The 13,617-nt window shown below is 54.0% G+C and carries 16 protein-coding genes; 6 read left to right on the top strand and 10 right to left on the bottom strand.

The genetic code is table 11. From position 1 onward, the window contains the following. Window positions 1-368: 368 nt before the first annotated feature. Window positions 369-1,325, top strand: coding sequence for a hypothetical protein (locus tag KR100_RS06445; RefSeq protein ID WP_038544187.1), 957 nt, complete (start codon window positions 369-371; stop codon window positions 1,323-1,325). Here the strand turns inward: KR100_RS06445 and stpA are convergent. Together stpA and KR100_RS06435 are read right to left on the bottom strand one after the other, a co-directional pair. Next, the gene (gene stpA / locus KR100_RS06440) at window positions 1,273-2,490 is read right to left on the bottom strand and encodes a glucosylglycerol 3-phosphatase (RefSeq protein WP_038544185.1); all 1,218 of its coding nucleotides are present in this window, start codon (window positions 2,488-2,490) and stop codon (window positions 1,273-1,275) included. The genes KR100_RS06445 and stpA overlap by 53 nt on opposite strands. A gap of 103 nt (window positions 2,491-2,593) precedes the next feature. Beyond that, entirely contained in the window at window positions 2,594-4,030 is a 1,437-nt protein-coding gene (locus KR100_RS06435) for an MBL fold metallo-hydrolase (RefSeq protein WP_156097953.1), read from the bottom strand. A 286-nt stretch (window positions 4,031-4,316) separates the two neighbouring features. On the opposite strand from KR100_RS06435, the gene KR100_RS06430 reads away from it, so the two are divergent. Then, a complete protein-coding gene (locus KR100_RS06430) occupies window positions 4,317-5,618 on the top strand; it encodes a Rieske 2Fe-2S domain-containing protein (protein WP_038544181.1) in 1,302 nt (433 codons plus the stop codon). Window positions 5,619-5,622: 4 nt separating this feature from the next. Here KR100_RS06430 and KR100_RS06425 read toward each other — a convergent pair whose 3' ends face one another. The 3 genes from KR100_RS06425 to KR100_RS06415 form a co-directional block, all read right to left on the bottom strand. Continuing rightward, complete coding sequence (locus KR100_RS06425; RefSeq protein ID WP_051847350.1) at window positions 5,623-6,219, bottom strand: hypothetical protein; 597 nt, start codon at window positions 6,217-6,219, stop codon at window positions 5,623-5,625. An 81-nt stretch (window positions 6,220-6,300) separates the two neighbouring features. Beyond that, window positions 6,301-6,765, bottom strand: a complete 465-nt coding sequence (locus KR100_RS06420) for a hypothetical protein (RefSeq protein WP_038544179.1) — start codon at window positions 6,763-6,765, stop codon at window positions 6,301-6,303. Between the two features lie 35 nt (window positions 6,766-6,800). Continuing rightward, window positions 6,801-7,385 carry a glutathione S-transferase family protein gene (locus KR100_RS06415; protein WP_038548136.1) on the bottom strand — a complete coding sequence of 195 codons (585 nt, stop codon included), beginning with the start codon at window positions 7,383-7,385 and terminating at the stop codon, window positions 6,801-6,803. A 56-nt stretch (window positions 7,386-7,441) separates the two neighbouring features. Between KR100_RS06415 and KR100_RS06410 the strand changes: the two genes are divergently transcribed. Next, entirely contained in the window at window positions 7,442-8,956 is a 1,515-nt protein-coding gene (locus KR100_RS06410) for a hypothetical protein (RefSeq protein ID WP_038544177.1), read from the top strand. A gap of 30 nt (window positions 8,957-8,986) precedes the next feature. On the opposite strand, the gene KR100_RS06405 is transcribed toward KR100_RS06410, so the two are convergent. Next, window positions 8,987-9,337 carry a hypothetical protein gene (locus KR100_RS06405; protein WP_038544175.1) on the bottom strand — a complete coding sequence of 117 codons (351 nt, stop codon included), beginning with the start codon at window positions 9,335-9,337 and terminating at the stop codon, window positions 8,987-8,989. 374 nt (window positions 9,338-9,711) lie between these two features. Beyond that, on the bottom strand, window positions 9,712-10,011 hold the full coding sequence (locus KR100_RS06400) for a hypothetical protein (RefSeq protein WP_051847349.1): 300 nt from the start codon (window positions 10,009-10,011) through the stop codon (window positions 9,712-9,714). Window positions 10,012-10,129: 118 nt separating this feature from the next. On the opposite strand from KR100_RS06400, the gene KR100_RS16750 reads away from it, so the two are divergent. Both KR100_RS16750 and KR100_RS06390 read left to right on the top strand, forming a co-directional pair. Further along, entirely contained in the window at window positions 10,130-10,360 is a 231-nt protein-coding gene (locus KR100_RS16750) for a hypothetical protein (RefSeq protein WP_038544172.1), read from the top strand. A 366-nt stretch (window positions 10,361-10,726) separates the two neighbouring features. Continuing rightward, window positions 10,727-10,921 (top strand): hypothetical protein, encoded by a 195-nt coding sequence (locus KR100_RS06390; protein ID WP_038544170.1) that lies wholly within the window; start codon window positions 10,727-10,729, stop codon window positions 10,919-10,921. Window positions 10,922-11,232: 311 nt separating this feature from the next. On the opposite strand, the gene KR100_RS06380 is transcribed toward KR100_RS06390, so the two are convergent. From KR100_RS06380 to KR100_RS06370, 3 genes are all read right to left on the bottom strand, one after another. Then, window positions 11,233-11,571 (bottom strand): hypothetical protein, encoded by a 339-nt coding sequence (locus KR100_RS06380; protein WP_156097951.1) that lies wholly within the window; start codon window positions 11,569-11,571, stop codon window positions 11,233-11,235. Window positions 11,572-11,825: 254 nt separating this feature from the next. Continuing rightward, window positions 11,826-12,566, bottom strand: a complete 741-nt coding sequence (locus tag KR100_RS06375) for a hypothetical protein (RefSeq protein WP_038544163.1) — start codon at window positions 12,564-12,566, stop codon at window positions 11,826-11,828. Between the two features lie 170 nt (window positions 12,567-12,736). Continuing rightward, window positions 12,737-12,946, bottom strand: a complete 210-nt coding sequence (locus KR100_RS06370; RefSeq protein ID WP_038544161.1) for a hypothetical protein — start codon at window positions 12,944-12,946, stop codon at window positions 12,737-12,739. Between the two features lie 134 nt (window positions 12,947-13,080). Between KR100_RS06370 and KR100_RS06365 the strand changes: the two genes are divergently transcribed. Continuing rightward, window positions 13,081-13,530, top strand: coding sequence for a hypothetical protein (locus tag KR100_RS06365; RefSeq protein WP_162176489.1), 450 nt, complete (start codon window positions 13,081-13,083; stop codon window positions 13,528-13,530). The last annotated feature ends 87 nt before the right edge of the window (window positions 13,531-13,617 follow it).

Raw genomic sequence — 13,617 nt, 5'->3', positions numbered from 1 at the left:
TGATGACATCCAACGATCAAAGTAGGAAAGAAGCTGGTCCGATCTGGACGTCCAATGGTCAGAGACACCTCGACCAAGAATTCAAAAATGAAGGATCTTTTGCATTGGCAATGTTTCTGCCAATTCGCCCAAGCAGAGAATGGCTGAGACTTTCTGAGGCAGCGATTGCCACAACGAAAGACTCTCTGGCTCAGGCTTTATGGAGCCTTATCCCCCTGAAAGACGCCATCAGATCAGCACCCTGAATGTGGCCTATCGAACAGACAATTGCAGGGATTTGATCTCCAGGCCAGCGAAATCCTGGAGTTGCTTTGATTCTCTTAACGATTCAGACTGACGCTGTTCGACGGTTCAGCCTCCACCCCCTCGTGCGTCCCCTGCCCCTGGTGTTGCTGTGCTGCGCCTCAGGGTTGCTTGGCATCCTGGCTGCTGCTCTGCAGCATCCCCAGGGAGGTCTCGATCAAGGGGTCCCGCCGGTGATCAGCGAGTTGCTCCCGGAACCGGAACCCCCACCGCCACCACCGCCGACACGGGACGAACTGGTGGTCTTCAAGGAAAATCAGACCCTGGAGCTGCTGCGCACAGACGGAACGACGGTTGATATCGGTTATCACAGCGCCGTGGTCGATCCGCAATGGATCTCGATCGACTTCTTCGGTGGCTGGAACCGGGAAATGGAAGCCAATGAGGATGCGCAGGCACTGCTGTTCACCTCAGGACCCACCTTCGCGCGCGGGCAGGGGAACGGCGAGCTTGGAATGGTTCTGCATGGCGACCTGATGCTGGGCAATGGAACGTGGCGTGCCGGCAACCTCACGGCCGCACGCGAACGGGCCTGGATGGGCATCACCAAGGATGGAAGGCTGGAATTCGGCTACGGCCCCCTCACTCCCAGGCTTGAGGAGGAGCTTCAGGTCTTCATCGGCGGGCTGCATGCCTTCAGCAACAGCACACGTGAACCTCCTGCCTCCTACGAGGGCGTTTATGGCGAGATGAAGCTGGCCGATGTTCGCATCATCTATGGCCTGCGTCCGGATGGAAAGCTGGAGCTGGTGGAAACGGCAGATGGGGTCTACTTCCCAGACCTTGAGCAGTTTGTGAAACAGAAGGGTTTCCTGGCGGCTTATCTGCCAGACCACGCCTCAAAATCACGACTGATCATTCCAGGCACGCGTCTCTGGAGCGACGAACAAGCGGTCTGGGTGAGTGGCGGCAAACCATCCATCACCCAGATGCCGTTCCTGCTGCGCGTGACGCCATCTCCGGAGTGGATCATGCAGCAACCTTTTCAGACCGACGTTCCGCCAGATGCCGGAACCAATTGATGTAGCCCTCCGGGCCAGCAGGCATCAGCAGATCAAGATGCAGTGGGTCCTCCGGGTCGCTGATCCCCTTCAGTGATCCGTCCGCCAGCCCTGGTCGGTCCACCTCGCCATGGCTGCTGTCCACAAGAATCACGCGATTCTCCTGACCGCACCAGCGTCCGAGATCCTTCAGCAGTGTGAGGAAGCCGCGGTCGCTGCCCCCGCGAAGCCATCCCTGTCCGTCGGGGGCGGGTGTGGACGTCACCGTGTCACCCACCCCCACCAGACGAGGCATCCACTCAGGCCGAATGGTACTGCAGGCCAGTTCCATCAGCCCCTGATGGGTGCGTGGCGCTGTTCGCACATTGAAATCGTCGCCTAGAGGTGCCTCGCCCCAGCGCGCTGCGATGTGGCGATTGATCAGCACAAGCAACCCGGCTTCCTTGAGGGAGCCTGTGAGCATGAACTGGATATCCGTGGTGCCGACATCACCGGCCACCGATGGTTTGATCCGCTCGCGACCAGTGGCGTCCCAGCCGAGATTCGGGGCCGCGTGCAGGAAGAATGAACCCTGCAAACCTTGCTGGTCCGCCTCCTGAAGCAACTGCTCCATCAGATCGTCCAGCAACAACTGAAGTTGTTGCTGACGCTCGAGATCATTGGGGATCAGCCCGAACAAACCGTTGAGATTCACCGTCGGAGACACCTGGGTGTCCAGCACGGCCTGATGCGCCAACTGGGTCAGTCGTGCTCGATCCACTTCAGGCAGCAGAGCGGGCAACCGTTCGAGCAGAAGGTCCTCCATGCGCCTGGGAGCTGCAGCGAGGAAATCCATTTCGGCAGGACTCACGCCGGGATGACTCAGACGTCCGAAACGATCCTGGTACTGAACACCTCCTGCCGCCAGTCCTGGAAGGTACAGACCCTTTTTTGCAGGACGATCCTCGCTTCCCAGGGCCGTTTCCACCAATCGATTGACCCCTCGGCGCCGCTCATGTTCTCCATTGGTGAGCACCATGAAGCTGCCCCGTAAGCGAGCGGCCGCTTCGACGTACCTGGGGTTCATTCGCCGAGTCAATGGATCCTTGACCAGCTGCATGCAGACGCCGTCGAGATCCTGCACGATCAGAAGGTCTTCAACATCAACCAATTCGCTGAGCAGCTGCTCTGGAGAGAGTCTTTCCATTGAGATAATATAACCAACGTCCAATAAAGTATTAAAAATATTCTGTCAACATCGCTTCATGGCGAAGCACACAAACAAACGATATTGCTTCTATCGAATCAGATCAGGTGTCTCCCAGAGGGCATGACTGCATCTGATCAATCCGAACAGACGCAAGATCAATCACACCATCAGAAGCAAGGCCAGAAGCAAGGTCTGAATTATGCTCGGATCTGAAATCATCGGCATCGAAAGCAACCTCGATCGTCATCCGATCGTCATCAAAGGATGTCCTCTTTAACCGCCCATCAAGGATCAAAAAACGTTCGTCTTCAGCTGGCCCTCTCAACTCAAAACTGAACAAGGCCGAAGGACCGGTACCGCCATCAGAAACCAGATCTCGAGCTGACCAAGCTTTGGATGACGACAGCCCCGTAAGACGATCCTGTACGCCAGCATCAAACTGACCCGCGTCACGATCATTCAAATCAAAGCTCAAAGCAGCTCTGCCTTTTTCACCCACCTCAAGCGTCGCCCGCTTCACAAAAAGATGGGACAAACAAACCTCAGGCTCCCCTGAATCATGATCATGGGCCTTGTGGCCAGGCAATTCTTTTTTCGATGGCGAAATGGTCGCATCTGGCAACGTGTTGTAGACAAATCCCACAAACTGACGGCCCGTGATTAAATCACCTTGCCCCCACTTCTTATCGTATTTTTTCGTTAAATTGAGATCCCTAATCGATTCAAGATCAAGCCCAAGATTTTTGTGATATTGAACATCATCGGTGACATTCACCAGCATGTTCTGGTATTGAACAAGCTCCTTTCGACCTGCCAGGTCCCCATGCCCAGGAATGATGACCGTGTCTCGATCCGAACGTCGAACCAATCTGTTGACCGACCTGATCAGACCCAATATCGTTCCGCCGCTGTTGCTATCAATCAAAGGATAATCTCTGCTCATAAAAACATCTCCGGTATGAAGAAGATTCATTTCCGGAACCCACACTGCTAAATCGCCATCGGTATGACCTGGTGCAAGGCTGAGCAAACGCATGCGCTGCTTACCTGCGTAGAGCGTCATACGGCGCCTGAATGTGAGGATGGGTAAACCAGACTCCCCTGGCAAGCCATAGCGCACCATGTGCTGACGAGCATTGCGGTGCGCCAAAACCATGGCACCCTCTCCAGCCATTTCAACATTGGCGCCTGTGTGATCGGGATGCGCATGGGTATTCACCAGAAAAAACGGTGCGTAATCCTTATTGGCAACCTTTTTAACCAGCTTTTCATAATTTCTTGCACAACCACTATCAATCAGGACAATCTTCTTCCCACGCTTGAGAATTGCAATATTCCCAGCCTGAAACCTCTCAGGATTCATAAGAATCAGCTTCCATTTTCCAAATTGGTCCAGTTCAACAACATCCTCATTCCATTGCACAGAATCATTCAGAAGGACACAGGGAAAGCCTTTCGGCAAGGCATCAGGATTCCCAACGGCTGCATGATCATCTGGATGCTCATTGTTAACTGAATGCGAATGAATAGCAGACACTAAAATTAATTATCTTTTCAATCATCATAATCTCCTGTCAAGATTAGTTTTTCAGTGCGCCCAGGTTTTTTGCTGGTGACGGATAGCAGGGAACACTGGGGCCTTCAACGTCATTTCGTTTGAAGCATCTGTGTTCCCAGACCCAGACCGCCTCTCATCGAAGCGCGGCGGCCGATGACGGAATACACGCCTGGGAAGACATCTGAATTCAGCCAATGGCAGGGACAGGCTCAAGTCGATCCATCGGACATTTCGCGATCATGGCCCTCACCCTTTTGAGGACGTCATGCATCCCACCTGGACCGAGCAGTGGTGGCCCGTGTCCTACCTGCAGGATCTCGATCCAGCACAACCGAGTCGCTTCACCTTGCTGGATCGAGATCTCGTGATCTGGTGGGACGCTCCTGGAGAGAGCTGGAGGGTGTTTCCTGATGTCTGCCCGCATCGGCTGGTGCCACTCAGCGAAGGCCGGATCAACGCCGAAGGACAACTGGAATGTCCTTATCACGGCTGGAGTTTTGACGGCGAAGGGCATTGCAAAACCATTCCTCAAGCGGAGGAGGGAACCAAATCAGAGGGCCGTCGATCACGCTGCGCCAGTTTGCCGTCCGCGTGCGGACAGGGATTGTTGTTTGTTTGGATGGGGGCGCCGGATGCGGCCGATCCAACGGCGTTGCCATTGGTGCCGGTTCTCGACGAACGTCCGGAGAGCTGGACGGTCCAGGACACCTTTCGGGATCTCCCGATGGATGCCGTGACCCTGTTGGAAAACGTTCTGGATGTGAGCCACGTCCCCTTCACGCACCACAAAACCGTTGGGAAACGCGAGAACGCAGCTCCTGTTCTGGCCGCGATCACCCGTGAGGATGAGCATGGATTCGAGGCTTTCTGGGACGAGGGGCCGCGTCGCGGAACACTCGGTTCACAAGCCACCCAGTTCATGGCACCCCAGCTGATGTGGCATGACCTCACGGCCAAGGGGTTCGCTCGCATTCTCACCGTTGTCTATGCCGTCCCGATCCGCCGCGGTGAGTGTCGTCTGTTTGCGCGTTTCCCGTTTCAGTTTCAGGCCGCCGCTCCGAAATTACTGATCAGCCTGCGTCCCCGCTGGCTGCAGCACATCGGAAACCACAAGGTTCTGGAGGACGACCAGGTTTTCCTGCATTGGCAGGAGCGTGTTCTTGAGCGGAATGGTGGCAGTGCAGCCAGCGAACGCGCCTTCTTTCTGCCCACAAGTGCCGACGTCTACGTCGCCGCTCTGCATCGCTGGATCAACGGCAATGGTGGAGAGCCATTCGCAGGTCAGCCTCTGCCTCCACGTCAGGCCACGGAAGCCCTGATGGATCGCTACCACAGTCACACGGTGAACTGCCGCAGCTGTTCCACCGCCCTGCGACGAATCCAAGCGATCCGACCATGGCTGTGGGGAGGCTTGTGGACGTCTGCAGCGCTGATCAGCTGGGATGGTTGGCTCTGGCCAGCACTGGCCATGGCGGCACTGATGGCTGTTCTGCTGAGGCAAACAGCCCGATGGCAGAAAGGTCTCACCGTCGGTGATGGTCAGGCACCGAGGAACAAAACGACGTAAGCCATCAGAATCCGATCCGGGTCCCTACCTTGCCGTCGATTCCCACAGCGCCGGACACGTCAACGTCTCCGTTGACGTCCACCGCTCCGTCAACGACGACAGGTTCTTCAACCGTGACGCCTCCTTTCACCTGCAGGGGCTCTTCAGTTGTGACGGCAACGGGTGACTTGAGTCCGATCGGGCTTTCAATCGAGCCGACGTTGGTCTGCACCGTGCCCTTCAGGCTCGCTCCGACATCGCCTTGGATGGCCACAGGAGCGGCGATCCGCTCAACACGCACAGGCCCGGTGATCTTGATGGGCTGATCACCATCCCGTCGGCTGTCGCCATCGACCGTGACACCGGCATTCACCGGTAGGGGACCATCCGTCCGAATCGTGACGGTGGATGGCATCACGAGCCGATCAACATTGAGTCCACCACCGTCGATGCGGATCGGAATGGGCTGACTGAGAATCCGCAGCAGCGCACCAGCCAGGATCAAACTGGAGATCACCACAGCCAGTGGCCAGCGATACGCGAACAACCACTGCGACCGGGTGGAGGGTCGATAAGCGATCACAGGACCAGGGCTCTGTTGCTGCTGCTTCGAACCGGTCATCACATCTGCGGCAGAAGACTCTTATTTTTCCTTGATTCCAAGGCTGAGACGCCCGAGATGGGACGGTCAGTCCTTTGTCGGTCAAGGAAAAAGCTTGGGGCGCACTTCAGCGCCGACCTTGCCTTTGATCTGAACAACACCGTCCACCGAGACATCACCCTCAACCTTCAGTGGGTCAGGACTGGAGACCTGCACGGGACCGTCAACGCTCGCCTTGGCCCTCACCTGCAGCGGGGTCTGGATCTCGCGCACCGTGACAGAACCACCGATTGCCAGGGGGGCATCATCGGCGATGCGAACCTCATCGTTGACGTCCACCACGCCCACCACCGGTAAGGGCTGTTTCGCCTCAATCGTGAGGCTGGCCGGCATCACAAGTCGATCGACATCCAAACCGCCCTCGATCCGAATCGGAATCGGTTGACTGAGAAACCGCATCGCCAGCCATGCGATGAACAAAGCAGCACTCGCCAGAACGATGCTGGAGGCAAGCAACGCCGCGGGCCAGCGGTAGGCCATCAGCAACTCTGAGCGATCGCGAGTCATCGAATCGATGCGTTGACCGCATTACACCGCGCCCGTCAGGCCATGCCCATCACCTTGCGATAGGCGGGGCGTTGGCGGGTCTGATCGATCCGCTGCTGAATCGCGGGGTAAGGAGAGAGATCCTCCTGCGGGAAGAAGATCGGCAGGTAGGCGAGGTAGGCCGTCACAGCACAGTCCGCAGCACCCCAGGACGCACCCACCAGCGGCCTGCCGGATGCCAGCTGACAGTTGAGTTCCTGCATGAGGCGGGGAAATTCCCGTTCCCGATTGCTGGGAACAAACAAAGCAATGGCCAGGGTGGCATTGGCAAACAGCAGCCATTGGGTTGTGAGCGATCGCTCCACGGCAGACCTCGGCTCGCCGCTGTAATGATCCTCAAGATGCTGGAGGATCGCTCCTGATTCGAACAGCGAGAGCGGCTGACCATCGGCCCCTGCCATACCGGAATCAACCAGGGCGGGCAGCTTGCCGAAGGGATTGATCGCCAGATAGTCCGGCTGACGGTGTTCTTGTCCTGCAAGATCCAGCATCACCAGCTCGTAGGGGATGCCCTTCTCCTCCAGATACCAGCGCGGCATCGACACCCTGGTCTGCGGGGCGCCGTAAAGGGTGAGGGTCATCGTGAAACGGGAGCGCTGGACCAGTCTCTCCAACAGGGCCCTCGTAGGCTCCCCGAATGCGGAATTCCTTCTTCGATCGCAGCCTGGACGCCCGTTCGATTCGGGAACGGGTCCTGGAATTGGACAACGCGAAGGTGGGTTTCTACAGCGTTGGGCTCTACCCGGCGTCCTTGGCTTACAACTGCGCCATGCAGAACGAGGCCGGAAGACTGCTTCTGGCGGTGAGACCAGGGCGAGAACTGCTGGGAGCCTTTTCCCAGGACGCCACCGACAGCATGGATTCTGGCCATGTCGAGACGATGCTCGACATGGGGAGCCATCGCGTCAACGGCCAACGCACCCCCAACACGTTGGCGGACCTGATTCAGCGCTGCGACCTGGTGGTGCTGAGCGCGAACAGCAGCTACGTCGAAGAAGACCTGCTGGAGGCCTGTCGGCTGCGGGAGGAATTGGGACGCGAGCAGGTTGTTCTGGCCTGCCTGGCAGGATCCTTCAACCACGATCCGATCAGCAACAGCGCCTATGTGCTGTGTGAGAAACAGCCCAACCTGGCTTTTTTCTCAGGGTTCCACCGGCATGGAGCCCTGCGGAATCCCTTCGACAGCTTCACGGCCAACTTCTGCCACCCCAATGCCCTGACCGCGATGCTCGGGGCGCAGCTGCTGGACCGCCTCTCCCCCAATATCCAGGTTTCTCCTGGAGTGCACAACGTTGAAGGGCAGTACATCAAAGCAGCCAAGAACATGGCTTCGGTGTTCGCAGGATTTGGATATGGGTTTCATCAGGACAATCCAGGTGTGCTGCCAACGCTGCTCACCCTGTTGCTGGATCAATGCCTCGACCAGGCCGCCACGGTGTCGATGGCACGAAGCGATCGGCAACGGCTCTATCACCGGCAGCCGATCCCGCTCACGGAACTCGGATACGCCGTGCCACGCATCGAGGCAACCCTGGTGCGCGACGGGGATTTCGAGAAAGTGCGCGACCACACCTTCACCCAGCTGACAGCGATGGTGGCCGATGTGCGCGGCAGCATGATGCTGCCGGTATCCGGCCAACCCACCCGGAATTTCCAGGCGGGGCAGATCATGGCCCAGCAGATGCGGGAACAGGGGCGCTGTCCTGCCTCGATGGAGGAGCTGGAGAGTTGGTGTGAGGCTGCCGGGCTGCGTCGAGGCGCACTCGAAGGACTGAAGTCGTTGCGCTTCTGGCCTCAGATCGCCCGTCGTTATGCCATCCCCGTCAACGACTGCTCCATGGTGAACCTGCTGTACATGGCGATCTACGGACGCCCTGTTGTCAAGGAAACGGCCTTTCAGGTGATGACGGAAAGCCGCGAGCTCTCGAACTATTGCCAGGAATCAGTACGACCGATTCACAGCCGTCGTTATGCGGAAGCCCTGCAGAACCTGGAGGTTCCTGAAGCTCTTGATCTTGTGGTGAATGCCGTAATTGCCGACAATGCCCGAAGTGCGATGCGACGAGATGTGGATCTTGATGACGCCGACAACACGGGAATCCCCGCGTATCTCAAATTGATGGATGTGATCGAAAGTCAATTAGATCAGTAGTAGCAATAGGTTTGACTGCCTAGGTTGCCTTTAGTCCAAGGGTCTATCTAAGTTCTGGGTGTCTTGTGGATCCACTCCATTCCTGTGCTCATACATTGCAGCGCATGAGTTGATGAAATGCTGGAACATCTGCTGATGCTCTGGGATCCTATGACCCTTTTCAGAACACATGATCCTTGCGAAATCATCCCCAGCACACTCAATCAGTTCGTGCAGGACTTCCTCTTTGAAATACTTAGAAACGGTTGTATTTGAGAAGCCGCCTATGGTCTTAGCCAAAGCTACTGCCTTCTTTACCCTCTCTCGTCCAGCCTTGGCGCAGTCGCCTTCATGCTGTTCCTGCAGGTGGGCTAAAGCCTCAAGGACATAATCACTTTTCATTCGCTCTATGAGTTCACAAAATTGTCGGACATAATTAATCACTTAGGGTTTATATCTGAATAGAAAAGGTCCGCTCAGAGGCGGAGTCGTTTCTTTTATGCGTCCAGGAGTTGCTGGTGGGAAGAGATAGAAGCGCCCACAGATGCAGGCTCTGATTCGTCCGGTAAACGTCAGCCGGTTATCAAAAATTCAGTCTTCGCCTGGGAAGTCGGCGGTTCATTCATTGCCCCGGAGGGCAACGGCTCAGTCATTGCCCGGAGGCAACGGATAGGAAGCGCACTAACAAGCCTGCGGCGCAAATGCGGCCATTGACAGGATTTAGCAGGTAGGGGAAGCCGTACGTATAAATACTCATCAGCCTGGTTAGACCGTTGTCATGAGAACGACGATGCCCTGGCCTGGTGAGCTGGGGCTTTTCTCTGGTCGGGGATTCGCAACTGTTGAAGGACGGCCAGATCCAGCTCGCAGGAAGAGGGATCCTCAAGCTTCGTCATCAGGTATCCGATCAGCTTCATCCGCCAGGCGTAGCTGACGTTTTTGTCAGCGGCGATTTCGACAGCGCGCTGCTGGAAACGCTCGCAGCTCATGTGCCACCCGTAAGGATCAGAGTCGTTGTGATGGACGAAGCTGAAAGGGACAAGCGCAAGGCTCGCCAGTGTTGTCAGGAGAACCATGAGTCCGATCGGCTAGCTGGCGAAGGGTTCCCAAGTACGGCCCCCTCTCCATTGTCCAATGGCGCTGTTGCGCTGTCGGCCATGCCTGTACTAGTACTGGTGTACTTGTCAGATAGCCGTGGAGGAGTGGGACTTTGTTGACGATCGCGAGCTGGAGGGGTGGAAGGGTGCCTGCATCTGCATGACGTGCCAGCACTTCAGTTACGGCGTAGACCGCCACTGCCACACGCTTCTTGGCTGCAACCTCAGGCAGAAGCAATTGGCGCAAGGCGATCACCTCACTAAGAAGTGCAAGCTCTGGGCTCCTACCTGGCAGAAAACAATGGGGTGGGCACCGGAAGCTGGTTAACGACGTAACCGTTGAATGTTCTGCTCAAGCTCAATCAGGATCAGAGACCCTTTACCTGAGAACACAAGCAAGCAGGCACCTCCTGCAAGACAAATGAAAGCAATGACCCCAAGCGCTATCCCGGCTGTTCCGATGTAAAGGTCCCGCTGGCATGCTTCAAAGTCTGGGCATGGCTCGCAGGTAGGCAAAACAGCCTTTGGTCCCTCCTGTGCTCCAGGACCAGCACCTCCGTAAGCCATCAGTCAGTCTCAGCGAGCTTCAGTCAGTGGTTGTCACCACCTAAAGAAATTGTGCAAGCTCTGGGCCCCCACCTGGCAGAAGCAGATGGGGTGGGCTCCTGAGGCTGGTTGAAGCCAGACTGTTGGCATGGCTAAAGACCAGATCCAAGTCACCATTGCTGTCTCTGACTACTCAAAGCTGAGAGCAGCCCTTTGCAGGGTCTGTTGCGGGAATGCACCTGACAAGGAAGAGGCAGCTTTGTTGCATGAACTGGTGAAAAAGTTAGATGTCAGTCGTGGACAGCTTCTAAGTGGAAGCCTCATGGATGAGCTGGGCTCCTGAAGTGGATGATCACAATCATCAATAACCAACCCGCTGCAATCGCATGTAAAAGCACTAAAGGCTCATCCCCAGGTTCCAAGCAATCAGCCTGTCCTTTTCCGCTTCAGTCATAAATGGGGCAAGCCAGTCAATAAGCAGCTCTTCCACTGCAGGCTTTCCAAGGTCCTCTACCCCGCCACGTAGCCAACGCTTGAAGGGGTCAGGGTCATGGGTCAGACGTGACTGCCTGAAGTGTTCCCTTCTCTGCTCGGGCAAAGAAAAACCTCGCCATAACTAGCGGGGACGTGAGAATAAGGAACTGAAGCAAATAGCTACGGCAAGAGAGGCGATGGACCCAGAGGACAAGCCGGGTGTAGATCCTTCCCGAGCTTCCCGGCGAAGTCCCAACCCCAGTTGAAGGCTTTTTTCATCGACGAAATATCATTTGAATTTATAGATTTAAAGCTTTCAAGGTTGACACGAATAACAAGATCGGCAGCCTTCTCAGCTTGCTCAGGGGTAATGATCTTCTCAGCAATCATTTGACACAGCAGTCCGTGCTGCCCTATAGCAGTCGAAACCGCTAATCGCTCTTGAAGCGTTGGCTCGGCATTGGCAGGGTTTGGAAAAGAACAACTAATCCAAGAAATTGTCAACGGCAGGAGAAGCAAAAATCGATTCATAGTCATTTACATATATACCGATACTAAACGATAAAAACCTGAATGACTTCCTCCGAACTGACAACACATTAATATAAGGATTAATTGTGGCCGAGGTCAGCTTCAAGTGATGTTCGATTCGAAACACTCCGCTTTGAAACAAAGACCCCGCAATTGCTGACGACATTGATCACTCAGAAATGTATTCTAAAATATTCGTCCATTGCCATTGATTTAAGACGGCATACTACGATCTCTTGATTTCATTTGCTAAGATCGTTGATGGCACGAATAAATTTCTTGGAGGGCTTGAAATAAATAGAAAGACCACAAATATCGTTAGCCCTAGCATCCTTTAATCCCATATTTACAAATTTGTTTGACCTCAACCACCATCCATCGATAACTATGCTTCCATAATAAATGCCGTTGTCGTCTTTCTCGACATTTCTACTTTTAACCGTCGTTATAAAAGACTTCCTGGATTCATTGTCCTTATATTGTGGATGAAAAATGAGTGCTTGATTGGGATTATCGGAAAGCTTGCATTGAATACGCTTTCTGATTTCAATGTCTTCACTTGCAATAAGGTACGAAAGGGAGATCACACTAGCGTCCTCAGATAGATAAGCAAAACAGGCGTATAAATCAAGGCCATCAATTAAAGGACCACTGATCTTGCAATTCTGCTGCTTAAAATCAACAATAGTATATTTACCGTTGTCATCTTCCTTGTGAGTCACCAAACCTTTTTCAGGCCAGGCCTGTGCCGGTGCAGGGCTGACGATGATAGACATAAGAGTTGCAGAGGCAACAAACCATTTTGTTCGCCATGCAGACTGGAAATCAAACTCGTTAGCAACCTGCTTTTGAACGCATAATGCTGCTAATTTGACCTTGCAATTCACATAATTTTTAATGATTCCCCATATTTGACTCCATGATTTAAGTTTTTTCAGAGGACTGATTGACGGCGGTTTTGAATTCAAGTCAACTAAGAACATCTTCTGTGCCTAAAGAACCTCTTCATTCTTAAGCGGAAATCCAGGTGTTGTCTACATTGACAAGCAAATCAGCTCAAACTGACGACAAATTGACATTTGGATAAAAATCGCCATGGATGGGTTGATCGGTTTGAATTCAGGGTACTCAATACTCCAGATTGGCTCGAGGATCAGCCCAGGTGCCATTCCACAAGCCTGTCCCGCTCTTTTTCAGTTAGAAATGAGGCAAGCCAATTCAGAAGCAGCTCTTCCACTGCAGGCGTTCCTAGGTCTTCTACCCCGCCACAAAGCCAACGCTTGAAGGTGTCAGGGTCGTTAGCCCTTAGTGCTGAGACGAGTTCATTCAGCAGGAACAGAGCAAGAAGGGATTCTTCTGTCAAGAATTATTGTCATTAGATCACCCCATCCGCAAGCGTGAAGCGAAAGTGGATCTTTTGGTATCTTACCCAACAGATTTGAAACAACTCGTCGAGGAAGGGAATTCCTTCACGGGGGCTAGAATTTAAACCCACTCTTGAATTCTGTGCCAAGAATCTTCTATCAATTCAATGGATTATTTCTCATTTTAGGTTGTTTTGGAATCCAGCTAGGCCACCACGTCCAAGCTGCACCAAAAAGGGGCACTACAGTGGTAGAATGTGTGTTTGTTGATGGTTTTTTCAAGGGCAATGGCTACATCTACGAAATAAATAAAAGCCAAACAAAAGTTCGGTTATTGAAAGCATTTGAAACATCAGAAAGTGGCATCAGAAGCGGCTTCGATGAAAACGCGGATATGTTCTTAGTGTCCAGCGAAAGTGGGGTGCTCACTTTTGTCGATACACGCCTTGAGGATGAGCAAGGTATCGTCTATGAGGAGACACTTGATTTAAATGCGTTGACATCAACTACGCTGACCATCGAAATGGTTGAGGGTTCAGGTAAAATCGTTGAAACGCATTCATCGAAATGTAGAAATATATAATCGTGACTAGTCGAATTGATTGGTTTCAGGGGCGTGATCATAAATGCTGTCTATAGCCGATTAGGCGGCTCATTTAGCAATAGCTAA

Source organism: Synechococcus sp. KORDI-100, assembly GCF_000737535.1.
Classification (GTDB): Bacteria; Cyanobacteriota; Cyanobacteriia; order PCC-6307; family Cyanobiaceae; genus Parasynechococcus.
Note: the sequence above shows the minus strand (reverse complement) of the source record. Positions and strands in the feature narration are given on the sequence as shown.